General features: G+C 41.0%; 21 protein-coding genes. 13 read left to right on the top strand and 8 right to left on the bottom strand.

Going from position 1 to position 24,005, the window contains the following annotated elements; all coding sequences use genetic code 11:
- Both VMW01_06075 and VMW01_06070 read left to right on the top strand, forming a co-directional pair.
- A partial coding sequence (locus VMW01_06075) for a PDZ domain-containing protein (GenBank protein ID HUW05808.1) occupies nucleotides 1-1,176 on the top strand: 1,176 nt, incomplete at its 5' end.
- Between the two features lie 277 nt (nucleotides 1,177-1,453).
- Complete coding sequence (locus VMW01_06070) at nucleotides 1,454-1,693, top strand: hypothetical protein (GenBank protein ID HUW05807.1); 240 nt, start codon at nucleotides 1,454-1,456, stop codon at nucleotides 1,691-1,693.
- Between the two features lie 287 nt (nucleotides 1,694-1,980).
- Here the strand turns inward: VMW01_06070 and VMW01_06065 are convergent, their stop codons facing one another.
- Nucleotides 1,981-2,190 carry a hypothetical protein gene (locus VMW01_06065; GenBank protein ID HUW05806.1) on the bottom strand — a complete coding sequence of 70 codons (210 nt, stop codon included), beginning with the start codon at nucleotides 2,188-2,190 and terminating at the stop codon, nucleotides 1,981-1,983.
- 214 nt (nucleotides 2,191-2,404) lie between these two features.
- On the opposite strand from VMW01_06065, the gene VMW01_06060 reads away from it, so the two are divergent.
- Entirely contained in the window at nucleotides 2,405-3,109 is a 705-nt protein-coding gene (locus VMW01_06060; protein HUW05805.1) for a DUF1003 domain-containing protein, read from the top strand.
- A gap of 100 nt (nucleotides 3,110-3,209) precedes the next feature.
- Here the strand turns inward: VMW01_06060 and VMW01_06055 are convergent, their stop codons facing one another.
- Entirely contained in the window at nucleotides 3,210-3,608 is a 399-nt protein-coding gene (locus tag VMW01_06055; GenBank protein ID HUW05804.1) for an OsmC family protein, read from the bottom strand.
- Nucleotides 3,609-4,055: 447 nt separating this feature from the next.
- Nucleotides 4,056-6,977: a GEVED domain-containing protein gene (locus VMW01_06050; protein HUW05803.1), complete on the bottom strand. Its 2,922-nt coding sequence runs from the start codon at nucleotides 6,975-6,977 to the stop codon at nucleotides 4,056-4,058.
- Between the two features lie 331 nt (nucleotides 6,978-7,308).
- Here VMW01_06050 and VMW01_06045 point away from each other — a divergent pair, with 331 nt between their 5' ends.
- The 3 genes from VMW01_06045 (at nucleotide 7,309) to VMW01_06035 (ending at nucleotide 9,446) form a co-directional block, all read left to right on the top strand.
- Nucleotides 7,309-8,505 (top strand): C1 family peptidase, encoded by a 1,197-nt coding sequence (locus VMW01_06045; protein ID HUW05802.1) that lies wholly within the window; start codon nucleotides 7,309-7,311, stop codon nucleotides 8,503-8,505.
- Nucleotides 8,506-8,658: 153 nt separating this feature from the next.
- Nucleotides 8,659-9,042 (top strand): DUF1987 domain-containing protein, encoded by a 384-nt coding sequence (locus VMW01_06040; protein HUW05801.1) that lies wholly within the window; start codon nucleotides 8,659-8,661, stop codon nucleotides 9,040-9,042.
- A 242-nt stretch (nucleotides 9,043-9,284) separates the two neighbouring features.
- Nucleotides 9,285-9,446 carry a rubredoxin gene (locus VMW01_06035; GenBank protein HUW05800.1) on the top strand — a complete coding sequence of 54 codons (162 nt, stop codon included), beginning with the start codon at nucleotides 9,285-9,287 and terminating at the stop codon, nucleotides 9,444-9,446.
- A gap of 155 nt (nucleotides 9,447-9,601) precedes the next feature.
- Here VMW01_06035 and VMW01_06030 read toward each other — a convergent pair whose 3' ends face one another.
- Complete coding sequence (locus VMW01_06030) at nucleotides 9,602-10,432, bottom strand: sulfite exporter TauE/SafE family protein (protein ID HUW05799.1); 831 nt, start codon at nucleotides 10,430-10,432, stop codon at nucleotides 9,602-9,604.
- 119 nt (nucleotides 10,433-10,551) lie between these two features.
- Entirely contained in the window at nucleotides 10,552-12,021 is a 1,470-nt protein-coding gene (locus VMW01_06025; GenBank protein ID HUW05798.1) for an aminoacyl-histidine dipeptidase, read from the bottom strand.
- A gap of 148 nt (nucleotides 12,022-12,169) precedes the next feature.
- Here VMW01_06025 and VMW01_06020 point away from each other — a divergent pair, with 148 nt between their 5' ends.
- The 5 genes from VMW01_06020 to VMW01_06000 all read left to right on the top strand — a co-directional run bounded on the left by VMW01_06020 (nucleotide 12,170) and on the right by VMW01_06000 (nucleotide 16,943).
- Nucleotides 12,170-13,366 (top strand): isocitrate/isopropylmalate family dehydrogenase, encoded by a 1,197-nt coding sequence (locus VMW01_06020; protein HUW05797.1) that lies wholly within the window; start codon nucleotides 12,170-12,172, stop codon nucleotides 13,364-13,366.
- Between the two features lie 60 nt (nucleotides 13,367-13,426).
- Entirely contained in the window at nucleotides 13,427-13,987 is a 561-nt protein-coding gene (locus VMW01_06015; protein HUW05796.1) for an HD domain-containing protein, read from the top strand.
- A 111-nt stretch (nucleotides 13,988-14,098) separates the two neighbouring features.
- The gene (gene cysQ / locus VMW01_06010) at nucleotides 14,099-14,929 is read left to right on the top strand and encodes a 3'(2'),5'-bisphosphate nucleotidase CysQ (protein ID HUW05795.1); all 831 of its coding nucleotides are present in this window, start codon (nucleotides 14,099-14,101) and stop codon (nucleotides 14,927-14,929) included.
- Nucleotides 14,930-15,075: 146 nt separating this feature from the next.
- Nucleotides 15,076-16,221: a glycosyltransferase gene (locus VMW01_06005; GenBank protein HUW05794.1), complete on the top strand. Its 1,146-nt coding sequence runs from the start codon at nucleotides 15,076-15,078 to the stop codon at nucleotides 16,219-16,221.
- A gap of 86 nt (nucleotides 16,222-16,307) precedes the next feature.
- Nucleotides 16,308-16,943 carry a YgjV family protein gene (locus VMW01_06000; protein ID HUW05793.1) on the top strand — a complete coding sequence of 212 codons (636 nt, stop codon included), beginning with the start codon at nucleotides 16,308-16,310 and terminating at the stop codon, nucleotides 16,941-16,943.
- 67 nt (nucleotides 16,944-17,010) lie between these two features.
- Here VMW01_06000 and dnaA read toward each other — a convergent pair whose 3' ends face one another.
- The 3 genes from dnaA to VMW01_05985 all read right to left on the bottom strand — a co-directional run bounded on the left by dnaA (nucleotide 17,011) and on the right by VMW01_05985 (nucleotide 20,853).
- Nucleotides 17,011-18,447, bottom strand: a complete 1,437-nt coding sequence (dnaA, locus tag VMW01_05995; GenBank protein HUW05792.1) for a chromosomal replication initiator protein DnaA — start codon at nucleotides 18,445-18,447, stop codon at nucleotides 17,011-17,013.
- 301 nt (nucleotides 18,448-18,748) lie between these two features.
- Nucleotides 18,749-19,720: an MlaD family protein gene (locus tag VMW01_05990; GenBank protein ID HUW05791.1), complete on the bottom strand. Its 972-nt coding sequence runs from the start codon at nucleotides 19,718-19,720 to the stop codon at nucleotides 18,749-18,751.
- Nucleotides 19,717-20,853, bottom strand: a complete 1,137-nt coding sequence (locus tag VMW01_05985; protein HUW05790.1) for an N-acetylmuramoyl-L-alanine amidase — start codon at nucleotides 20,851-20,853, stop codon at nucleotides 19,717-19,719. The genes VMW01_05990 and VMW01_05985 overlap by 4 nt, the downstream gene beginning before the upstream one ends.
- A gap of 120 nt (nucleotides 20,854-20,973) precedes the next feature.
- Between VMW01_05985 and VMW01_05980 the strand changes: the two genes are divergently transcribed.
- Nucleotides 20,974-23,556 (top strand): putative LPS assembly protein LptD, encoded by a 2,583-nt coding sequence (locus VMW01_05980; GenBank protein ID HUW05789.1) that lies wholly within the window; start codon nucleotides 20,974-20,976, stop codon nucleotides 23,554-23,556.
- Between the two features lie 35 nt (nucleotides 23,557-23,591).
- The gene (locus tag VMW01_05975) at nucleotides 23,592-23,969 is read left to right on the top strand and encodes a RidA family protein (GenBank protein ID HUW05788.1); all 378 of its coding nucleotides are present in this window, start codon (nucleotides 23,592-23,594) and stop codon (nucleotides 23,967-23,969) included.
- Nucleotides 23,970-24,005: the final 36 nt, after the last annotated feature.

Below are 24,005 nucleotides of genomic sequence, written 5' to 3'. Positions count from 1 at the left end.
TGGAGGCAAATGCGTGATTTCTTCTACGTACCAAGTATGCATGGACTCGATTGGAAAGCAATCCATGACAAGTATGCCGCTCTTCTTCCATATGTAAATCATCGTGCCGATTTAACCTATATTATTGGTGAAATGATTGGTGAACTGAGCATCGGCCATGCATACGTAAATAGTGGCGATATGCCAAAACCGGAGAGAATCAAAACGGGACTTCTTGGTGCTCGACTTAGCCGTGACGCAAGTGGCTTCTATAGAATTGATAAGATTCTGGAAGGTGCAACTTGGAGTAAGGATCTTCGTTCACCTCTTGCTGAACCGGGCGTTGATGTTGCTGAGGGCGATTTCATTGTCTCTGTTGGCAATGTGCCCACCAATTCAGTTAGCGATATCTATTCGCTCCTTACAGGAATGGCCAACAGACAGGTTGAGCTGATGGTAAATTCCAAGCCTTCTCTTGATGGAGCAAGAAAAGTTATTGTTGTTCCCATCGCTTCTGAGGAGGCGCTCTACTACTTTGACTGGGTTCAGGGCAATGTTCGCAAGGTGGAAAAGGCAACCAATGGACAGGTGGGCTATGTACATATCCCCGACATGGGCGTGGAAGGGCTCAACGAGTTTGCGAAGTACTTTTACCCACAGCTCGATAAAAAGGCACTTATTGTTGACGATAGGGGTAATGGCGGTGGAAATGTTTCGCCTATGATATTAGAGCGTTTGAGCCGTGTTGCATATCGCGCCACCATGAGAAGGAACTCTAATCAGATTTCTCCTGTACCCGATAAAACCTTGGTAGGTCCAAAGGTTTGCTTAATCGATAAGTATTCAGCCTCCGATGGCGACCTATTTCCCTACGGATTTAGGCAGCTGGGGATAGGAAAAATTATTGGCACTCGCAGCTGGGGAGGCATTGTAGGAATTACAGGCTCTTTGCCATTTGTTGATGGTGGTGACCTTCGTATTCCTCAATTTACCTCTATTTCTGCAAAAACTGGCCAGTGGATTATTGAAGGACACGGTGTTGATCCAGATATTACTATCGAGAATGATCCAGCCACTGAATACAGCGGCGACGATCAACAGCTTGATAAGGCCATTGAGGTAATAATGCAGGAAATGAAAGATTACAAGGATTATCTACCCACAACGATTCCTCCAGCAAAGGACTTATCGCATTAGAATATTTTACCTCATTTTCCCTGGCCTGCTACGTTATGTGGCAGGCCTTTTTTTTCAAAAAATTGGTAAAGACTAGTTGGAATCAACATAATTGGATTAGTAATAATTTTTGTTGTTATCCTGATGAACATTAGTTCACTAGTTGCTGTTTTAAAAAAGGTCTTATCTACTTTAGGTTGGAAGTTTTGTAGAAACTCTCAAATCTCGCTTCCTATAAAGTGGTAATGGGTCCAAGATTATTATTGAACTAGGTATTAACTGTTAAATCATTGCTTATATGAAGAAGATAGTATTATTTGCCTCTACAGCAATGCTGGTTGCAGGCTTAACCTTTACTGCCGTGGCTCAGAACGATAAGCCTGTTGCAAAAAAGGAGACAAAAAAGGAGTGTTGCGACAAGAAGGACAAGAAAGCTGGATGTTGCGATAAGGCTAAAACAAATGATAAGAAGGCGTGTTGTGCTAAAAAGAATATGGCTAATACTCCAGATACGCCAACTAGCCCAGTTAAAAAGTAACTGTTACCAATTATTACAAAAAGCGCCGATCTCTTTGGAAATCGGCGCTTCATTTTTTATCACTACTGTCCGGGGAAACAACTTAATTTCTCCTGTATTGCTTAAAATTGTTAAACCTCTACGAGGTATCTAAAGAACAGGGGTTACATTCTCTACAATACTAAATCTCCTACGGAGAATTTTCCGCGTAGCGGATAAAGTATTGTAAAACAGCATACCAATATTTGATGCAAGTTCCCTGTAAGGGATCAACAAATGTTTACCGGACAATAGTGATTTTTTATGAGTTAATTTAGTCGATCAGGCCCAATGAGTAGTAGTTCCTCCTGATTTTCGCTAGGGGAAGGAATAATACGCATTAGCTCCTCGAATGTGCTAAAGGTGGCAACACCTAAACTTGGAAAAACAACCGGCTCACCATATAAATCGGTGAGCCTGGAAATTAACTTTTCCAGATGTTGCATAATCTCATTAACTATTGTAGGCTTTTTTTTCATTTTTTCTTACAAGTAATTTTCTATAATATTCAGATGAATAACTGCTTAACCAATATTGCGGCTTTAAATTCTTGATAAATATACGCCTTCTAACAAATACATTTCCACTATTTAGGATTATTTAGCTTAAGTGCAGCCATGTTAAGATTATTTCTCCCTAGGTTGAATTAAAAAATGTCCTATCTTTTTGCCTTAATTCCAAAAACTGTTACCAATGAAATTGCAGCGATCCGACATTTCAGGAAAAGAGTTCCCAGCCCATGAGGTTTATCGTGGTGACCAAATCCGTAAGAGTGTATTAGCTCTAATTCAGCAAGATAATCCAATGTTCACTGAGAAATCTTTTATCTCTTCCTCCGAGCTAAGTAGCTTTAGAAAACGTCACCTAGAGCAGCTGGTGCTCGATGAGTTAGGTGATATTTCTGCCATGGAGAAGGAGGTTATTGATAGCATTGCACAAAATACCATCTTGTCAGAAAATATTAGCGAAACTATTGAAGAACAGCAAACGTATGGTGAGCGGGTTGCCGATAAGATTGCCGATTTTGGGGGCAGCTGGACATTTATCATCGCTTTTTTCATTTTCCTCTTTACGTGGATGGCCATCAATGTGGTTATTCTGGTCTCCAAACCCTTCGACCCTTACCCATTCATTTTGCTCAACCTTATTCTTTCCAGCTTGGCAGCTATTCAGGCACCAATCATTATGATGAGCCAAAACCGAAAGGAAGATAAGGATAGGAAGAGGTCGGAATACGACTATAAGGTCAACCTGAAATCAGAGCTGGAGATTCGTATCATTAATGAGAAAATAGAACATCTCATTAATCACCAAACCCAACGATTATTGGAAATCCAATCGATACAAACCGACTTTTTAGATGAAATTCTAAAAAAAGTTGATGGTCACAAAAAATAGCCTTACAGTGAACTCTTCTTTATTCCTTGCATGAGCATTTTTCCAATGGTTTATCCAAAAAAGAGGACGATTCATTTGAGCCGTCCTCATTCATTATCATCTATTTTGAAACCACAGTATTCACCTCAATCTTGGGTGGATTTAGTAAGTGTCGCTTAACGGCACACTGATCGGCAGCTTTTTTTACAGCTTCCAGATATTTTTCAGGAAAGTTGGCTGGCAAATTTATGTCCAGGACTATTTTTTCGTAGAGGTGGCTTGTGGGGTTAAAGTCAAGTTTTTGTGTAAGGTAAATGTTATCGGTAGGAATGCCTCTTTGGTCGCAGAAGAACTTTACATATATGCCGGCACATGTACCAATAGATGCTAGAAAAAGAGCAAATGGCTCTGGAGCGCTCCCTTCTCCGCCTGATTTGGGCGATTGGTCTGTTTTAATAAGCTGGTCACCAACTTGGGCATTTACTTTCTTCCCATTCTCAAGGGTTATCTTAATTTCCATATAAGATATTTAAGTTTTTATATATGATGTAGCTAGCCATTGCAATAATTGTTCCATCTGCCATTGGACTGAAGGATTAAATGTAGTAATCAAGTAAACAACGATTTGTGATTATGAAAGCAGAATGGTTGCCTTTGATTCTACGCCATTATGGCAGCATTATGAAGGGAATAGATAGTAATTAAAAACCCGACCTCGCGGCCGGGTAACTATTTGGTTAATAGGTAGCAGTAGTAAACTGCCTTTGGAGAGTTTTAACTCTAAAATTTTGGTGATGAGTTCCTTTGTTCTCCAGTAATTTAAAGTTTGTTAGTAGGATGGTAAGTTTGTGAGAATATTTATAAAATCCAACTTTTATTGCCATTTTTTATTCCGATAACCCCAAAAAAGTAAAGCCCGACGACCGAGTCGGGCTTTACTTGAAAATTACTATGAAATTACTTTAGGCTATTCTTTTACAAATCTAGCCGTCAGCGGTTCTTTTTCCTCGTCAGCACGTAGAATATAGGTACCAGCAGGAAGGTTACTAATGTCGATATCGTTATTGTCTTGGTGGAGAACTTCCTTAACCAAGGCACCGCGCATATCGTAAATGCGTACCATTATGGCACCTTCTGCACTACGAATATTTACATGAATCGACGATTTTGCTGGGTTAGGATAAATTTCCACTGCATTTGCAGTTTCGTTGCCAATTTGCTCAGCGATAGTGTTGTTGTCGTTCAGATTTTTAGCACCGTTTGAAACAACGTTTACGCTGTAATCTTCAACCTCACCATAGCTAAATGTCTCGCAAGAAGTGGGCGCAGCATTATACTTCATTGTAACGCGCATTCTTGTTTTTCCAAGAGTTGCTGTGGATGGAACGGTGAAAGTACCCGAGAGTGTGCTGCTGCTGGATGAGCTGCCGGTTACCATCTTTTCGCTATCCTCAAAGGTGCCATTTTGGTTCCAATCAATCCATACGGCCCAGTATTCAGTGTAAGAAGTGCTCTTAAATCCAGCGCTGAAGTATATGGTTTGAGATGTTCCAATGCCAACGTTCGCCGTTAGGCTTGTCATGTCTTTGTAGCCACCATCACTTGTAGAAGTGCGGTTGATTTCGTTCAGCTGAACGAGGTCAATCCACTCGTAGGTTACGTTGCTACCCTTTGATGCACAGTAGGAAACTGTTTGGCTAAGGGTGTTGGCAGAAACAACAGCGGAGTAGCTGCTGCTACCGGCACTATTGTTTGCTCTAACTTGGAATTGATAAGTTGTATTTGCTGTTAACCCTGTAACTGCCTTCGAAGTGGTCGTAGTGTTGTAGGTTGTCCAACTCCCACCTGATGGTCTAAATTGTAGGTCATAGGAGGTTGCTCCACTTGAGGTACTCCAACTAATGGTCATACTTGTAGTTGAAATGGAAGAGGCAGCAAGTCCGGTTGGGACAGCAGGAATTGTTGGTGCTCCACCGGCAGCAATGGTTACAGTGTAATCTTCAACCTCACCATAGCTGAAGCTTTCGCAAGGTGTTTGAGAACCATTATACTTCATGCTAACCCGCATTCTGGTTGTAATGGCGGCTTGTGATGAAGGAATTGTAATTGTTCCTGTTACGGCAGTTTTGCTCGTTGCACCACCATCGTAAACCAGCTCACCAGCATCGTCAAAGTCACCATCACCATTAAGGTCAACGTAAATTTTCCAATACTCAGCATAGGTTGTGCTTGTAAATCCTGGGGTTAAGGTAATACTTGCAGCAGTTCCTGCAGTAAGGTTAACAACCTTGCTAGTGAAATCGGTGTAACCAGCGGCGGTTGAGGTGTTTGTAAATGATCCAATCTTAACGCTGGCAATCCATTCGTAGGATGAGCTATTTCCCTGTGAGGTGCAATAGGAAATTGGAGCTGTTCCGGTGGTTGTAAACGATTTCTCAGCGCCGTAGCTGGTTCCTTTGGAATTGGTAGCAAATGAATTAACGTAGTATGTTGTTCCTGCTGTTAAGCCGTTCATTGTTACACTATATGAACCAGTAGTAACGGTTGGCGAGGTTGAAACTACGGTTCCATTTGAGGTAGTCACGCCAGCTGTTTTTGCATATACAACTCCACTTGCAGTAACAGTATTTCCACCATTTGAAGTGATATTTCCACCGCAAACAGCAGAATTGTTGCCAATTGAACTTACGCTATTGGTGCTCACGGTAGGAGTGGTTGTATTGTCACTTGTGTAGGTCATGTAGCAAACGGAGCAGGCAATACGTGCTGAGGTAACGGCTATACGCATATAGCCACTTTCACCCCATGAACTACCCCATGAATTTCTCAATATCCAGTAATCACCCTTTGTTGCATCTGTTCCCCAGCCTACCAACGAAATTGCATGGTTGGTGGTTGTGTTGTAGCAAGGGCTACCAGTACAAGAGGTGCTGGCATCGGAGAATACACCGCCGGTGTAGTTCTGGAAGGCAGTGGATACATATACCGCTGCATCAACCACACCGTAGGTCATTATGGCTGTTTTGATGGCATTTTCGTCGGAGCAAGCCACGCGATACCAACCTGTGAATTTAGTTTTTGGCGCATTGGTTGCTGCCGACGGGCAAGTTTGGCTCGTTGATTGTGAATAGGGGAAGTAGGATTCATTTACTGTTCCTATGTCACAAAGCGCTTGAAGCTCCATGTAGTCGTAGTCGGCTCCACCACAACCATTGAAGTGGCTGCTGTATGCTGACATGCTACCTAAGCACCATGCAATATAACCTTCGGAGAAATCGGCCGTGTTGCTGTCATATTTACCTGTAGCATAGTTATAGGTACCTTCGGCACAAGCTGTAGCACCAAAAGCGTAGCAGTCGCCACAGCTTCCTTGATCTCTAACGCTTCCAATGTAGGAGTGGCCATTGTAACTTCTCCAGTCAAAGGTGGTTGGTAAACTTCTGGAAGCCTTAAAGTTGGGATCAATCTTCGCCGTTTCAAAAATGTCTTTGGCTTCTCCTTTTGATGCAAACTCAATATTGTCACCAAACATGGCCATGAGCTGATCTAGTGGAATGCGCTGCTCAACACCTCTTTCGGTGCGAACGGCAACTGGGCGTTCGGTGGTATAGCCGTCCTTGGTAATTGTCTCGGTTTGAATTTCATAACCTTTTAGTGCAGCATAGGAGTACTCTTGACCAATCTTCCCACGGTAGAAATCCCAAGCATTAACTGTTTTCCCGTTGGGTAAGGTTACTACTCCAACCGAACCATTTCGAGCATCGGTTTGAACAGAATACTTGTAGCCCAAATATTCACAGTAAGCGGCGGCTGGGTTTTTGAACCCCTTTTGAGCATAAAGGCTCACGCTAATAAATAGCACAGCCAATAAAATCGTAATTTTTTTCATGTACGCAAAGTTTTAAGTTAATATTAGGTTTAGGGACCATGAAATATGGCGGGCAATGTATGACGTCAATCTTATGAAGTCAAGCGTTTTTTAAAAAAAATAAAAATTTTTTTTGACGAACGAATTGCTAACTATTTTGTATAGAGTATGATATCTTGTTCATAACTTTTGACTTTTTTTTAAATATTGACAAATATTTCTGTGGAAATATTGCTTTCTACAAATTTATCCAAAGATTTTTCAACTTCCTTTAAGCTTTTATTTCGTTTTGTTATCAAAACTTCATTTAAACAATACATATTTGTCCTCTAACCAAATTAATCCAACAACAATGAAAAGATTATTGTCATTTGTAGTGCTCGCATGTATTTTGGCGTTCTCTGCTTCTGCACAGGAGAAGGATACAACCAAAACGCAAGGCTATCAGTTTACAACTGTTAAGGAACTAAAGATTACACCAATCAAAGACCAATACAGGTCGGGAACATGTTGGAGTTTTTCTACCATTGCATTTATTGAGTCAGAATTGCTAAGAATGGGCAAGCCGGCATACGATCTTTCAGAGATGTGGGTAGTTCGGAATTCCTATTCCGATAAAGCTACGAAGTATGTTCGTCTCCATGGAAGCCTTGAATTTGGCGCAGGCGGCAGCTTTGCTGATGTAATGAACGTGTATCGCAATTATGGCATGGTGCCCGATACGGTATATAATGGCATGCATTATGGCGAGACCAAGCCTGTTCAGGGTGAACTCGATGCTGTTCTTAAGGCTTACGTTGATGCAGTCATCACTGATCCTGACAAAAAACTTACCACCGCTTGGCATAATGGCTTCGACGGCATTTTGGATGCATACCTAGGACCTAAGCCAGAAAAATTCACATACCAGGGTAAAGAGTATACACCCACTACGTTTACTCAAACTCTCGGACTAAACCCTGATGATTATGTTTCGCTTACTTCCTATACTCACCATCCATTCTACTCCAAGTTTATTCTTGAGGTACCTGATAACTGGGCTTGGTCTGAATCTTATAACATTCCACTTGCTGATTTGGCAAGAGTTTTTGACTACTCAATTGAAAATGGTTATACCATTGCATGGGGTTCAGACGTAAGCGAAAAGGGCTTCTCCTACAACAATGGAGTAGCAATAGTTCCTGATGCTAATGTGGCAGAAATGAATAATTCTGAGAAACTTAAGTGGTCGAAACTTACTGAAAGGGAACGTCAAGCTCAGCTTTATAAGTTCGATAAGCCAGGAGCCGAGAAGACCATTACTCAGGAGATGCGTCAGGAAGCCTTCAATAATTATGAGACCACCGATGACCATGGTATGCTCATCTACGGAATTGCAAAGGACCAAGACGGAACGGAATTCTACATGGTGAAGAATTCTTGGGGAACCTCTGGCAAGTATAAGGGTATGTTTTATGCATCTAAACCCTTTGTACTCTATAAGACTATGAATATTATGGTTAATAAGAATGCAATTCCTCAGGATATTCGGAAAAAGTTGGGTATTTAATTGCCTTCTTTTTAATCTATATAAAAAAGAACTCCACCTAAAGTGGAGTTTTTTTTTCATCGTAGCTCCTTTTCCTTACCTTTGCTAATATCATTTTTGTTGCATTAGGTTGATAATTTTTTTGTATTATTAGTCTGGTAAAAATCGACGACTATGGGATCTGCAAGCGATTTAGTTTTAAAGGAAACATCAAAAACCCCTGGAATTTCTCTTACGAGAGGACTTCTAAAAATCTCTGGCCGTTCCATTCCAGAGGACGCTTTGGCATTTTACCAGCCCATAACCTCCTGGATTGAAGAGTACATTAAGGCCCCAGAACCTCTAAGCCGAATTGATTTTCGCTTTGAGTATATCAATAGCGGATCAAATCGCTTTGTGTTTACCATTCTTAAGCTTATGGAAGATTGTCATAACAATGGGCATAATGTTGTGGTTAATTGGTTTTTCGAGGAGGATGATGATACCATTAAAAACCTTGGTAAGGATTTTAGTTCATTACTCACAGTGCCATTTAAAATGGTTGAAATTGTTGGCTAACCATTCCACCCTTTGAGCGTTTTTTTCGGGAGAGTATTATGGAGCAATGCTATTGCAAAAAATAGTTATCTGTTCAATGCCTCGCTTTAAGTCAATCTTCCAGCAGATCAACATCATTTATTTTGTTTTGGTACTGAATGCTTTGAGAATTTTTAAGACTAAACATCTTCTCGATTTTGCTCAACAGCTTCATTTTGGCCTCTTTGACTATTTCTTTATCTTTGCAAGAAAAGTAGCATTATATGAGATACAGATGTAAAGTTTGTGGATTAATTTACGATCCAGAGTTGGGCGATCCTGATAGCGGCATTGAGCCAGGTACCCCTTTCGAAGATATACCTGAAACTTGGAGTTGTCCTATTTGTGGTGCTTCAAAGAAAGATTTTGTGGAGATGGATGAGTAAGCTCAAGCGCTCAGATTATTAATATCCTAGGTGCCCAGCAAAGGGCACCTTTTTTTGTTAGATAAACGAGTTTTGGTTTAGTCGATATTTATGTAGTAGTCGAGAATGAACAGAAAAGGGAAACTTAAAACTTTTCTGGTAATACTTTTAAATACCTACAACAGCTGAAAAAAGTGTAGCAGCCCGAGTTTGTCGAAGGCAAACAATAGAATAATAACGGTGAGGAACCATCGGATAAACCCGGCGCCCCAAGTGACAGCGACTTGGGAGGCTAAAATTCCACCAATTACGTTGCCAATTGCCGCAATAAGACCTATCCGATAATCCACCTGATTGTAAAGCACAAAAACCAGCAACGCCAAAGGGCTATATATTAGCACGGCCAATATTTTAATGGCATTTCCTCGTACCAAATCGTATCCAGCTACGAGAACTAGACCCGCAAGCAAAAAGATACCTACACCTATATGGGTAAAACCGCCATAGAAGCCAATCGCAAGAAATAGAAGCCATGGCTTCCATGTAATCTTCTTTTCAACCTTATCTACCTGACCAAGAATCCACTTTTTGGGGTCTTTAAACAAAAAGTAAATCATGGTAAGCATGATTATCGCAAGAAGTTTTTCAAATACTTTAGTGTCGAGAATGGCTGCTGTTTGAGCTCCCATAACCGAACCAATGGCCACGGGAATGGAAATTTTGAGTCCCCTCTTAGTGTCTAGTACGCCCTGCTTCTTAAAATTCAGGGTTGCCGCAAGCGTCTGGAGAATAACTCCCAGTCGGATAGTCCCGTTTGCTATGTTTGCAGGCATCCCCATTCCCATGAACAAAGAGTAGGTAATAACCGTGCCACTGCCCGCTATAGTATTAATAAATCCCACCAGAAATCCTGCAATTATAAGTATTGCAATTATATCCCAGTGAATTAGATTCCCGGTTTGGTAGGCTTGTTGGAGATAACCGAAATAGCCACTAATCCATTCCATAGCTATATAGATAACCCGGTGAAGGTACTCCACCGGGTGTTCATCAATCTATATCAACGAAAATTGACTATCATATTAGATTAGTCTGTGATAGTACATTCCTTACCATAAAATTACACTTACATTTTCTCCTTTACGGGAATGTGAGCAACAACATCTGTTAAAAGTTTCCAGAATTTCTCCACCGAAGCAATTTCCAATCGCTCATCAGGTGAATGGACACCTCGTAATGTAGGCCCAAACGATATCATGTCGAGGTAGGGGTACTTTTCAAGAAAAAGTCCACATTCCAAACCGGCATGTATTGCCCGAACCTTGGGCTCGTAGCCAAATTGCCGCTTATAGGCATCAACGGTGACAGTTAAAATAACCGAGTTGGTGTTGGGCATCCATCCAGGATAGCCATCAGAATGCACAATTTTGGAGTTTGCTAACCGAAAAACGCTCTCAACCATATAGGAAATATCCTTGATGGATGAGGCAACCGAGCTGCGTTGGCTTGTGCAAATCAAGATTTGATTATCGTGAATAAACTTAACCGAGGCTAGGTTGGTTGAAGTTTCAACCAGACCTGGAATATCGCGACTCATCTCAATTACGCCATGAGGACAAGCATATAGCGAGTTAAGTAAATCGTACTGGGTGGTTTCGTCAATTACATAATCGGGTAGTGCTACAGGCACCAGCTCAAGTGTTAGGTTAGGCTCAGTTGTCCTCAACTCTTGTTTTACATCGTTAACATACTGCTTGAAATCCTTCATCATGCTTTCAATGTCCTCCTCGTGGATGGTAAAGATGGTGTAGGCTTCACGTGGTATAGCATTTCGGAGATTGCCACCTTCCAATATTGACATTCGAAGGTCATACTTGGTGTTTGTTCTCCACAGGAACCGGTTAAGTAACTTTATAGAGTTCCCCAAGCCCTTATTTATGTCGTCACCAGAATGCCCACCCGATAATCCCGTAATGGATAGTTTGTAAGCCAAATTTCCCGATGGCATTGGTTCTCTTTCATAGTCGAAAGTTACAACGGTATCCAAACCACCAGCACACCCAATAAAGAGTTCTCCTTCATCCTCTGAGTCGAGATTTAATAGATACTTTCCTTCAAAGAACCCTTCCTTTATCTCAAAGGCTCCCGTGAGGCCAGTTTCTTCGTCAACTGTAAATAGGCACTCCAATGGTCCATGGGGTACGTTGGTTGAAGCGAGTAGGGCAAGCTGTGCTGCTATGCCAATGCCATCATCGGCACCAAGAGTAGTTCCTTTTGCTTTTACCCACCCACCATCAATGTAGGGTTGAATAGGGTCAACATTAAAGTCGTGATTAATGTTGCTATTTTTCTCACACACCATATCTGTATGGCTTTGAAGAACAACTGTTTCCCTATTTTCCATGCCTTTGGTGGCTGGTTTTCGAATTACTACGTTGCCAATTTCATCAGTTTTTGCCTCAAGTTTATGTGCTTTGGCAAAATCGAGTAAGTAGGCAATTATTTTCTCCTCCTTTTTTGAGGGGCGTGGTACTTGGCATATCTGCTCGAAATACATCCAAATATCTGATGGTGTTAAGCTTCCTAGTTTTGACATAGTTTCTACTTTAAAAGTGACCCGTAAACATAACCGATTATCGATTGGTATGCAAGCTGAAGTATGATTTTTTACAGTTGTTTTGTAGCATGTTTTTTCTATTTTTGGATTTCTCGTAAACTAACTTTTCACCCAAAAACAATCATTTATGACTAGTAGAACAATAGTAGCCATGCCTGGTGACGGAATTGGAAAAATAGTTCTAGAACAGGCAATTAGAGTGCTCGAAGCAGCTGGTTTTCACGCCAATTATGTTCAGGGAGATATTGGCTGGGAGTTTTGGTGTAAGGAGGGAGACCCACTTCCTGAGCGGACAATTAAACTTTTGGAGAAACATAAAATTGGACTTTTTGGGGCAATTACTTCAAAACCAAAAGATAAAGCGGCATCCGAACTCATTCCTGAGCTACAGAACAAAGGGCTTGTTTACTATAGCCCTATTGTGGCAATGCGTCAGCACTTCAACCTCGACATTTGCATGCGTCCCTGCAAAACATTTAAAGGTAATCCGCTAAACTTTATTCGACGTGGAGCAGGTAATACTATTGAAGAACCACTGGTAGATACCATGATTTTCCGTCAGAACACTGAAGGGTTATACGGTGGGGTAGAATGGACAAATCCACCGCAACCAGTATACGATGCGTTGATGACTCACTCAAAGTTCCGTGACAACTTTGGTTGGTGCCCCAAGGAGGAGTTGGCAGTTTCTACCCGGATATTTACAAAAAAATATACGGAGAGAATCGTGAGGGCTGCTTTTGAGTATGCAAAGGAGAAGGGTTATAAGGCGATTACTGTTTGCGAGAAGCCAAACGTGATCCGTGAGACATCAGGAATGATGCTTAAGGTCGCCCAAGAGCTCAGCAAGAAGGAGTTTCCAAACATTCAAGTGTGGGATACGAACATTGATGCGCAGATGATGTGGCTCACCAAAAATCCGGAGGATTACCACGTGATTGTGGCTGGAAATATGTTTGGTGATATAATTTCAGACGGTTTTGCAGGCCTAATTGGTGGATTGGGATTTGCATGCAGCGCTCAGTTTGGCGATGGAGGTGTTGCCGTTTTTGAACCCACTCACGGTTCTGCTCCAAAATATGCGGACTTTGAAGTTCCCATCGTAAACCCAATTGCAATGATCGACTCAGCTTGCATGATGCTGGACTATCTTGGTGAAGCCGAAATCTCTGCTAAAATTCATCGCGCTGTTGCAGAGGTAGTTCAGGATGGGAAGGTGAAAACCTACGATATGATGAAACTTCGTGGTTGCCCTGAGGTTATCAAACAGGGAGCAGCCTCCACCATTCAAATGGCAGACGCCATTATTGCTAAGCTTAAGTAACCGAAACATGATAAAAATTGCGCAGCCAACTGTGTTGGCTGTGCCTTATTTATATAAGGTATGAAAAACGATTATGCAAAGCAGGTAGTTGAACTTTGGCCAGAGTTGGAGTGGATTTCCGATGTTAATTTGCGCAGCCTGACCGCAAAAACGTGGGAACTTGCCCTCGAACGAAGCGTGCTGACATATACGGATCTTAAAGTTATCCCATTTACTCTCCTTTGTGGACCTGATTTGAAGGTTTCATTCATGGCTCACAAACGTTCGGTAGTGCATATTGCCTACGAAGCAGGAAAAAAGATGAATGAATTTTTTAAGAAAGAGTTACCGGTAAACCTCGATGTTTTGCTGGCTGGTGCTATTTTGGCAGATGTAGGGAAGCTACTAGAGTACGAACTAGATGAAAACGGTAAGGCAAGGCAGGGTAAGTATGGGGCATATTTGCGTCACCCCTTTTCAGGTGTTTCCTTGGCTGAGCAGTGCGGTGTTCCTGCAGAGGTATGCCATATTGTTGCTACACACGCTGGCGAAGGTGATATGGTAAAGCGTACTACTGAGGCTTACATTGTACACCATGCCGATTTTATGACTTTTGAGCCGTTTAGGAGTAGGCTTAAGTAAAAATTTGTTAATTTCTACTATAAGCTGCCGCATTGTATGGGGCAGCTTTTTTCTTTCCCTAAATATGTTTTACCTTTGCACTATTAATAAGGATAAGCAAAAAAAATCCGAATGATTCAGGAAAAAGAGTTAAAACTCCTTGCTTCGGCTGCGGTAACTGCTGCAGTTCGTGCGGGAGGCTTAATAATGGATGTTTACAATTCCGATGATTTTCAAGTTAATCTTAAGTCCGACTCAACGCCTCTCACTCTTGCTGACCGCAAGGCTCACAACGAAATTAAAAGCAACCTAGCAAAGACTCGAATTCCGGTTCTAAGTGAAGAGGGTAGAGACATCCTCTATGAAGAGCGTAAGGGGTGGGAGTATTTCTGGATGGTTGATCCGCTCGATGGGACGAAGGAGTTTATTAAGCGTAATGGCGAATTTACCGTTAACATTGCCCTCATTTATAATCAGTTTCCCATTATGGGGGTTGTTTATATTCCGGTTCTACGGGAACTATATTTTGGTGACATAACTTTTGGTGCGTTTAAAAAAATTGACGTAAAGCCTGACGCTGAAGCTTCATTTACCTTTAATGATATTGTAAATATTTCGGATAAACTTCCCCTGCAAAGTTCAACCAACGTAATGACAGTTGTAGGTAGTCGTTCGCACATGTCCCGGGAAACGGAGAAATTTGTTGATAATCTCAAATCAAAGCATGGCGAGGTGGCATTTATTTCTCGTGGAAGTAGCTTAAAACTTTGCATGGTGGCTGAGGGCAGCGCCGATGTTTACCCTCGGCTCGCATCAACTTCGGAGTGGGACACGGCTGCTGGACAAGCTGTGGCCGAAGCTGCCGGATGCGAGGTTCTTGATTTTGAGACCAACTCTCGAATGATATATAATAAGGAGATCTTAACAAATCCTTGGTTTGTTGTTCAACGAAAGGTAAAGTAGTTACTTCAAAATATGTTAAGAACGAGCGTATGGTTATTCTTACGCTCTTTTTTTATTTAATTTAGGCTAGTTTACCACGTCGATAGAACTATAATGGTTTTGCTCTTGTTTTAACCCAGTGATTTATTAGTAATCCTTAATGTTACATGATTATGGTAATTGGTATATCCTCTGCTGAATTGTTCTCGCCAAACAGCACCGTCAGCGAAAGAGTTACACTTGCAATGGTTGATGCTCTACAAAAAGCTGACACAATAAATAGTTACGTCCTTTTTTCTAAATACCCTCGTCCAGATGGTTTGTCATTTGCCAAAAATTTCAGCTTTAAACAAATTTCATCACTCGGAAATATCATTGGCGATCAATTGTTATTGCCCAAATCCCTTCAAAAAAATGGCTGTGAACTATTGCTGAATCTTGGTTTTACTGGACCGTTAGGGCTTAAGATACCCCACCTATATTTACTTCCCTCATTTTGGGGCGGTTTTATTTGGAATAAACTTTATGGTGGGGTAGATACTAAGGATGAGAGACAGTCCTTTTACCGCCGTTACGTTTCCAAACGTCTGATTTCAAAATGTACAAAACTGATACTTTCGAGCCATTACGAAAAGGAGAATTTAGTTCAACGTTATTGGCCCGAAATAGAACCCCAAAAACTTATTGTGGTTCAGGCTGGCATTACCAATTACTCCAACGAGGTGGATGTAAAGGCTCAATTTGGCAAGTTAGCTGAACAATATAGTCTTCCCGAGAAATTCATTCTAACCATCGACAACAGTAATTACCTTAGTAATATTACCAGCGTTTTACTGGGATATAAGCGTATGGTTGATGTGCTTATGGTGAAAGTTCCAATTGTAATTATTGGAGCCAGCAAAGATATGGTGATAGGAGTAGTGGGAGAGGAGTGGTTTGCAAAACACGCTGAAAAAATTTTCCTTATTAACCAGATGAAGGAGACCGATAAGTCGATCCTTTTTGTAGGAGCATCGGCCTACATTGCACCTTCCTTTTATGATAAGTGGTGCTTAAATGTCCTCGATGCAATTTCGTTTGGGGTTCCGATAGTTACCTCCATACAATCCTCACTTGAAGAGGTAGCAAGTGGTGCTGCCATATTGGTTGATCCAAAGAATGAGGTGGAAATTTCGGAGGCTGGGCGCTTGATTCTTATTGATAAAAAGTGTCTTTTGGGTTTAACCAAAAAAGGATTAGAAAGGGCAATGGTGTATCAGTGGGAGAATACAGCACAGAAGTTACTTTTGTTGCTTCTTCAATACCAGAAGTAAGTTTTTTAATGATTTAATTGACAGGTAGAGCTTTGTGAGAGGCTCTTTTTTTTATCTTTGCCTCCCACCTAAAAATTACTTGAAAAATGGGAAGTATAAGTTTTGTAGAGTTGCTCGGATATGTGGCTTCAATAATTACAGCCATTTCTTTGCTAATGAGCTCAATAATAAAGCTCAGATGGTTCAACCTGTTTGGATCGTTAGTGTTTTCGATCTATGGATTTGTAATTCTTGCCTACCCCGTAGCCCTCTTTAACGGTTTTATAGTTTTCGTAAATATTTACTACCTCTACAAAATTTACAGCAGGAAGGAGTTTTTTAACCTTCAGCGGGTAGATTCTTCAGATGGTTACTTTACTGCATTTCAAAATTTTTTCAGGCAGGAAATTGCAGCAATTTTCCCTGAATTTAAAATTGGAAATCATGCCGATGCAATTACTGTTTTGGTTTTGCGCAACATGGCCGTTGCCGGTGTATTTATTGGTGAAAAACAATCCAGCGATACTTTAAAGGTTGTTCTTGACTTTGTTATTCCCGAGTATCGTGACTTTAAGATGGGCAGGTTTGTTTACCGAAACAATACCGCCTTTTTCGAATCGCTCGGCATTAAGCAATTGGTTGCCGAAACAGGCAACGCCACCCATCTTCAATATCTGAAAAAAATGGGATTTACAGAGGCTGATGTTTTAAATGGACAAACTCAGCTAAAAATGGTGCTGTAGCAAGGTTTATTTTGCAAAAAAAAACGATGGGAATTTACTCTCACCGTTTTTTTGCTTTGTAGCCTTCTTATAATGTCTTTATTTTTTTCTCTATCTCGTCTATTTGGCCCTTGAATACCTTATCAGTTTCAATAAGGTTGGAGATAGTCTTGCAGGCATGTAGAACGGTCGCATGGTCTTTTCCCCCAATCATTGAGCCAATTGAAGAAAGAGAGGCCTTTGTATAGCCCTTTGAAAAAAACATGGCTATTTGACGTGCTTGAACAATTTCTCGCTTTCTCGTTTTTGCTTGCAGTGCATCCATCGGAATATTAAAGTATTCGCACACCTTTTTCTGGATATAGTCAATGGAAATCTCTTTCCTTGTGTTTTTTACCAGCTTCGCAATCATTTGCCTTGCCAAATCAAGATTTATCTCCTTCTTGTTTAGCGTTGCTTGAGCTAGTAACGAAATAAGGGCGCCTTCAAGTTCTCTAATGTTAGAATTAATGTGGGAGGCAATATATTCAATCACATCATCCGGAATTTCAATCCCGTCGTTGTAGATTTTCTTTCTTAAAATGGCAATTCTGGTTTCAAAATCGGGGGACTGCAAGTCGGCTGAAAGCCCCCATTTAAAACGGGAGAGCAGCCGTTGCTCAAGCCCTTGAAGTTCTACTGGTGGCTTGTCCGATGTCAATATCAACTGTTTACCCGACTGATGAAGGTGGTTGAAAATATGAAAAAAGGTATCCTGGGTTTTTTCTTTGCCTGCAAAGTCATGCACATCGTCGATAATAAGAACGTCAATCATTTGGTAGAAATGAAGAAAGTCGTTCTTTGTATTGTTCTTTATAGCATCAACAAACTGATTTTGGAAATGAACTGCACTAACGTAAAGCACCACTTTTTCAGGGTATTGCTCCTTAACCTCAATACCTATTGCATGAGCCAAATGGGTTTTGCCCAATCCACTGCTACCATATATAAATAGTGGATTAAATGCAGTTTTGCCAGGATTATTTGCCACAGCTAATCCAGCTGAACGTGCCAACCGATTGCATTCTCCTTCCACAAAATTGGTGAAAGAGTTATCGGAGTTAAGTTGGGGATCGATTTGAAGTTTCTTAAGCCCCGGAATAATAAAAGGGTTCTTTATCTGGTTCTCAGACGAAGACATGGAAACCGAGATGGGCCGATTTTTAAGATCCCCTTTGCTTTGGGTAGGAAATTTTACGGTGGTAGGAAATTGAGCACCAGCAACCATTGCAGAGTTATCCATAACAACGCTATACTCCAGCTTGGCATCAACGCCAAGTTCTTTTCTGATGGTTCGGCGCAGAATATCGATGTACTGTTCTTCTAAATACTCATAGAAGAATGGGCTTGGCACCTGTATTGTGAGTACCTTATTCTCTATTTTAAGTGGAACTATGGGTTCAAACCAGGTTTTAAAACTTGCTGCCGGAACATTATCTCTAATAATTTTAAGGCAGTCGCGCCATACTTCACTATGCTTGCTCATTTCCAATTAGTATTTTTCTTCGGTGTTTTTTGAAGAAAACAAATTTTGGAAAAAAATAGTACAAAAAAAAACTATTTTGCTATTGACTTTTTCAATTATTATTTAACCTACTTGTTCTCTGGGTAGTTGGTATTTTTTGATTTTGACCAACGTATAACGAATTGATATATAGGTTATTAATAAAATAGATTGCTGTTAATAACTTGTTAGCTAAACCATTGAAATGGTAAAGTTCAAGTGAGTGATGAAGCTTAAATAGCAGCTAATATTTTAACGAACCCGACACGACTTAATCGTAGGCCTATTTTTTCTGTTTTTCCTTTTTTCCAAAAACGGAAAAATGAACGTACCGGTTAGGATTCGAGTTGATATCCTTAATAAGTAGGTCAAGATGGTGCGAAGCGCTATCAAGGTTGTTGTAAAGGCTGTCGTTTTTAATTAGTTGACCAAGGGTGCCTTCACCCTTCGTAACCTTTACCATCACAGCGTTAAAACTTTGCAAGGCATTATTAGTCTCCGCAAGTGTGCTCGAAAAGCTGGTTTTTGCCAACGTATCCGTTATGGCTGAGAAATTGTTAATAATATTTGAAAATTGAGCATTTTTACTTCTAAAGTTGGAGCTAATACTTTCAACGTTAAGAAGAATCCTTTCCAATCGACCCTTTTGTCCAGCCACTAGCGTATCCAAGGTGCCGGAGGTTCTTTCTAAATTGGAGATGGTTGAACGTATACCTTGGAAGCTCCCCTCAATATTTTTTCTGTTTTGTTCGTTAAAAATCAACTTTATCATCTCAATAGCCTGCTGAAGGTCACTCATCAAATCCTCGGCCTTCTTTTTAAGTGGAAGCACCTGCATGCTTACCTGTTCTTTCAGGTCGCCCTCTATACTTGTCGCAAGCGTATCGCCATGGTGGTGAAAAAGCGAATCGGGCTGAGTAATTAGTCGAATATCTTTACTACCCATTAGATCGGCACTGTATATTTGGGCAATGGTATTCATTGGTAGCTTTAAATCTCTATCGAGAGAGAACTGAACCACCAGTTTCGGTGGTTGGCTGTCACGAAGGGTTATCTTTTCAACGATCCCTACCTTAAACCCGTTTAAGAGCACGTGTGCCGCTTCCTGCAACCCGTCTATCCGATCATAAACGCCATAGTAAACCTGGTCGCTTTGAAATATTTGGCGACCCTTTAAAAAATTGATGCCCCATATTAGAGCAACAATCATGATTGTTGCAAACAGTCCTATTTTAACCTCTTTGGCAATTTTCATTGTGGTTGGTTTGAAGATAATGATTGTTTAAGCGCTTCATCAATTGGGATTGGTACGCCATTCTTAACTGCTATAACAAATGATTCGGGAAATGTTTTCTTTACATCCTTTATCATTTCCTGAATTTCTGCATAGGAGGACTTATTCCCTACGGTATACTTATATGTACTGCCGATCTTTATTATCGAAATGCTGTCTAGATTTTTGAAATCAGGGGCTGTGACGGGCAGCAGCTTGGATGAGGATAGTATCTGAATCTGAAACTTCAGTGATGAGTCGGGTTTTGCTTCTGAAACTTGAGGTTCACCCTTCTTTTCTCCCACAAAGTTGCTCTTGAGCTCCATCTCTGTTTTGTAGGATCTAAAGGCTCTAAATATCGATGATGCTAGATAATTCTGACCGCTGTCACTCATAAGGAATTTTTCCTCTTGAGGGTTGGATAGAAATCCTAGCTCAACGAGAACTGACGGCATGGCGGTTTTCCACAGGACTAAAAATCCTGCTTGCTTTACTCCTCTATCTTTTCTTTGGCTCCTGTCGCAAAAATCATCTTGAATTTTAGAAGCAAAATCTAAGCTTTGGTTGAGGTAAGCATTTTGCATTAGTGAAAATATGATGAACGATTCGGCTGAATTGGGATCGTACCCCTCATACTTGGTTGTATAGTCTTTCTCGTAGGTGATTACAGAATTTTCACGCATAGCCACATCAAGGTTGCTAGCTGATTTATGTAGCCCCATTACGTAGGTTTCTGCACCAGTTGGGCGAGAGCTTGGATTGGAGTTAACGTGTATGGAGATGAAAAGGTCAGCCTCAGCCTTGTTCGCAATGGCAGTTCGCTCATCAAGCGGAATAAATACGTCAGTCTTGCGGGTGTATATAACAGTAACATCCGGAAAATTAGTTTCTATCAACTTTCCCAGCTTAAGCGCTACAGCTAACGTGATATCCTTTTCCATCACATCCTTGCCAATAGCTCCGGAATCGTGCCCCCCATGGCCTGCATCAATAACAACCTTGTTGAGCTTGTAGCTGGTAACAAAATCTTGTGAATAGATGCCTTGGGTTAAAAGAACACCCAAAACCTGAAGTAATATAACGAACTTTAACGATGTTTTTTTGAGGTATCCCATCCAATTCTGAGTGGTTGAATTGTAAATTTTAGCTAGTTTTGGGCTTTTATTTGGCCGACCAATGATTTTACAAAAATAGCACGAAAAACTTTTCGTACTTCATATTAAACCAACTTTCGCTTGAAAAGGCTTATTTGTTCCATATTTACTGGATTCTGTCTCTGCCTAGTGCTAGGGGCAGGACTGGATGCTCAAGTGGTGTCAAACGCTCAATTGCCCGATAGCGTTAGGTCCGATACGCTTAAAAAGAAACCGAAGCCACCTATTGACGGGCCCGTTAATTCAACCGCATCCGATTCCATAATATACTCCATGAATGGAAAAATGGCTTACCTTTTTGGCAATGCTAAGGTAACATACCAAAATATGGAGCTTACTGCTGCTCACATCGAGTTTAATATGGAAACGAAGGAAGCGTTTGCGTATGGCAGCATTGACAGTGCCGGCAAGGCATTGGGAAAGCCCGTATTTAAGGAAGGGAGTGATGTGTATAACATGGACTCAATACGCTATAATTTCGATTCAAGAAAGGCAAAAATTTACGGCGTTATAACCAAGCAGGGAGATGGGTTTCTTCATAGTAAGATGACAAAAAAAATGGCCGATAATACGGTTAACCTCATTGGAGGAGAGTATACCACCTGCGATCTTCCACATCCTCATTTTTACATATACCTTACTAAGGCCAAGGTTATTCCTAACAAAGAAATCATAACTGGTCCGGCATTCCTGGTGATTGAGGACGTGCCACTACCCATTGGTATACCTTTTGGCTTCTTTCCAAACAGAAAGGGCCGACATTCTGGAATTTTGATTCCCCGGTATGGAGAGGAAACCAACAGAGGCTTTTATCTTCAGCAAGGTGGATACTATTTTGGTATGAGCGACTATTTTGACCTTGCACTTACTGGAAGTGTATACTCCTTTGGGGGATGGGACCTGAATGCAAAATCGGCCTACAAGGTTCGATACAAATACAATGGATCACTGAATATATCTGGGGTAAAGTTGGTCGTGGGGAGCAAGGGTGATGCTGATTATATGGATCAGGGTACGTATAGCATTCAGTGGAGGCATTCACAGGATCCCAAGTTTAAGCCTAACTCATCATTTAATGCAAATGTCAACTTTACTAAATCGTCGTATAATACTTACGCCACCTATAATCCATCCAGCTATCTGAACAGTTCCATAAACTCAAGTATTGCTTATACCCGCATTTTTGAAGGAACACCATTTAGCCTCTCTCTTAGCGCGAACCACTCCGAAACTACGACAACTAAGGTGGTATCTATAAGCTTACCAGTTATGACCTTTAACATGAGTTCGGTTTATCCTTTTAGGTCAAAAAATGCTACTGGACGGCCAAATGTTTTTGAGAAAATTGGAATTTCCTATAGTTCTAGCTTGCAGAACCAATATACAACCAGCGAGGCTTCGCTTTTTAAGGGCAACTGGGTAAATAAAATGACCAACGGAATGAAGCAAACCATTCCGGTTACAACATCTTTTTCCTTACTTAAATTTCTTAACGTTAGTCCAACTGCAAACTACTCTGAATATTGGTATACCAAAACCATTAGAAAGAAATGGGATACTGTGGCTGATAGCTTAATTACAGATACCGTAAATGGTTTTCAGAGAGCTATGGAGTATAACTACTCTGCTAGCATGTCTACCAAAATTTATGGAACCTTTACATTTTCTAAAGGGTCTAAAATTCAGGCTATTCGCCATGTAATGACCCCTTCCATCTCCTTTTCGTACCATCCTGACTTTTCGTCATCATACTATGGTTACTATCGTACAGTTCAATCGGATACCACAGGAAGAACTCAAAAATATTCCATTTTTCAGAATGGAATTGTTGGCGGTCCTAGTGCCTCCAGATCGGGATCAATTGGATTTGGGCTCTCAAATATTTTGGAGATGAAGGTTAAGAGCGACCGTGACTCAACCCAAAAAACTAGAAAAATAAAGCTGCTCGATAACCTACAGATTTCCTCTTCCTATAATTTGCTTGCTGACTCGCTTAAGTTGGCTCCGTTTAATTTTTCGGGAAGAGTTACGCTCACCAAGGAATTTGCATTGAATTTTGGTGGAGTCATAGATCCTTATGCTCTAAGTTCTGGAGGGACTAAAATTAATAAATGGCTCTATAACGAAACAGGAAAATTGGGACGATTGACGAATTTTACCACCTCTTTCAATCTTTCATTCCAGAGCCAAGCAACAAAGGCTGGTGTGGAGAAAAATCAGCCTGCTAATCAAGAAACAGCGCCGGTGGTGGAAACATTTCAGAACCAATACGATAATAATAATACACCATACGGTATACCTCCATCCGGTTATGTTGACTTTTCTGTTCCCTGGAACATAAGCCTAAACTATAGCTTAAATTATTCTAAGCCTGCTTTCACCTCTACGATAAACCAAACCGTTAACTTTTCGGGCGGACTAAGCCTTACACCTAAATGGAAAATTACCTACTCCTCCGGTTGGGACTTTAAAATGAATCAGCTTACCTATACTTCGTTGGGTATTAATAGGGATCTGCACTGCTGGGAGATGTCGTTTACATGGATTCCACTTGGGCCTCGTCAGAGCTACAGCTTTAGGATAAATGTAAAATCAGGGCTCTTGCGCGATCTCAAGTATGATAAGCGTAAGTCGTGGACTGATAATCTTGATCAGCAGTTTTAGGGTGATAATTCTCGTTTGAAACCAATACAATAACCATGAAAAAGATAGTTCACACCGACCTTGCACCTAAGGCAGTTGGTCCATACAGCCAAGCCGTAGAGGCCAATGGCACTCTTTACATTTCCGGTCAAATTCCGCTGAATCCCGAGACTGGAAAGGTTGTCGATGGTGGCATTAAGGAGCAGACAGAACAGGTATTTAAGAATATTGCTGCTATACTGAACTCTGCAGGCTACACCCTTGATAATGTGGTAAAGGCAACGGTGCTGCTGAGCGACATGGACAATTTTGCAGCCATGAATGAGGTGTATGCTAAGTATTTTACCACGGATATGCCGGCAAGAGCGGCCTATGGTGTGGTTAAGTTGCCGCTCGGGGTAATGGTCGAAATTGAAACCATTGCAGCTAAGTAATGTACTTAATCTGATGATAGTAAGAAAATAGAAAAG

The sequence above is a fragment of the Williamwhitmania sp. genome (genome assembly GCA_035529935.1).
GTDB lineage: Bacteria > Bacteroidota > Bacteroidia > Bacteroidales > Williamwhitmaniaceae > Williamwhitmania.
This window is presented reverse-complemented; position numbering and strand designations above follow the sequence as displayed.

Bases quoted from the DNA above. Each gene is read 5' to 3' on its own strand.
- VMW01_06070 (HUW05807.1), top strand. From the start codon at position 1,454: ATGAAGAAGATAGTATTATTTGCCTCTACAGCAATGCTGGTTGCAGGC.
- VMW01_06065 (HUW05806.1), bottom strand. From the start codon at position 2,190: ATGAAAAAAAAGCCTACAATAGTTAATGAGATTATGCAACATCTGGAA.
- VMW01_06060 (HUW05805.1), top strand. From the start codon at position 2,405: ATGAAATTGCAGCGATCCGACATTTCAGGAAAAGAGTTCCCAGCCCAT.
- VMW01_06055 (HUW05804.1), bottom strand. From the start codon at position 3,608: ATGGAAATTAAGATAACCCTTGAGAATGGGAAGAAAGTAAATGCCCAA.
- VMW01_06050 (HUW05803.1), bottom strand. From the start codon at position 6,977: ATGAAAAAAATTACGATTTTATTGGCTGTGCTATTTATTAGCGTGAGC.
- VMW01_06045 (HUW05802.1), top strand. From the start codon at position 7,309: ATGAAAAGATTATTGTCATTTGTAGTGCTCGCATGTATTTTGGCGTTC.
- VMW01_06040 (HUW05801.1), top strand. From the start codon at position 8,659: ATGGGATCTGCAAGCGATTTAGTTTTAAAGGAAACATCAAAAACCCCT.
- VMW01_06035 (HUW05800.1), top strand. From the start codon at position 9,285: ATGAGATACAGATGTAAAGTTTGTGGATTAATTTACGATCCAGAGTTG.
- VMW01_06030 (HUW05799.1), bottom strand. From the start codon at position 10,432: ATGGAATGGATTAGTGGCTATTTCGGTTATCTCCAACAAGCCTACCAA.
- VMW01_06025 (HUW05798.1), bottom strand. From the start codon at position 12,021: ATGTCAAAACTAGGAAGCTTAACACCATCAGATATTTGGATGTATTTC.
- VMW01_06020 (HUW05797.1), top strand. From the start codon at position 12,170: ATGACTAGTAGAACAATAGTAGCCATGCCTGGTGACGGAATTGGAAAA.
- VMW01_06015 (HUW05796.1), top strand. From the start codon at position 13,427: ATGAAAAACGATTATGCAAAGCAGGTAGTTGAACTTTGGCCAGAGTTG.
- cysQ (HUW05795.1), top strand. From the start codon at position 14,099: ATGATTCAGGAAAAAGAGTTAAAACTCCTTGCTTCGGCTGCGGTAACT.
- VMW01_06005 (HUW05794.1), top strand. From the start codon at position 15,076: ATGATTATGGTAATTGGTATATCCTCTGCTGAATTGTTCTCGCCAAAC.
- VMW01_06000 (HUW05793.1), top strand. From the start codon at position 16,308: ATGGGAAGTATAAGTTTTGTAGAGTTGCTCGGATATGTGGCTTCAATA.
- dnaA (HUW05792.1), bottom strand. From the start codon at position 18,447: ATGAGCAAGCATAGTGAAGTATGGCGCGACTGCCTTAAAATTATTAGA.
- VMW01_05990 (HUW05791.1), bottom strand. From the start codon at position 19,720: ATGAAAATTGCCAAAGAGGTTAAAATAGGACTGTTTGCAACAATCATG.
- VMW01_05985 (HUW05790.1), bottom strand. From the start codon at position 20,853: ATGGGATACCTCAAAAAAACATCGTTAAAGTTCGTTATATTACTTCAG.
- VMW01_05975 (HUW05788.1), top strand. From the start codon at position 23,592: ATGAAAAAGATAGTTCACACCGACCTTGCACCTAAGGCAGTTGGTCCA.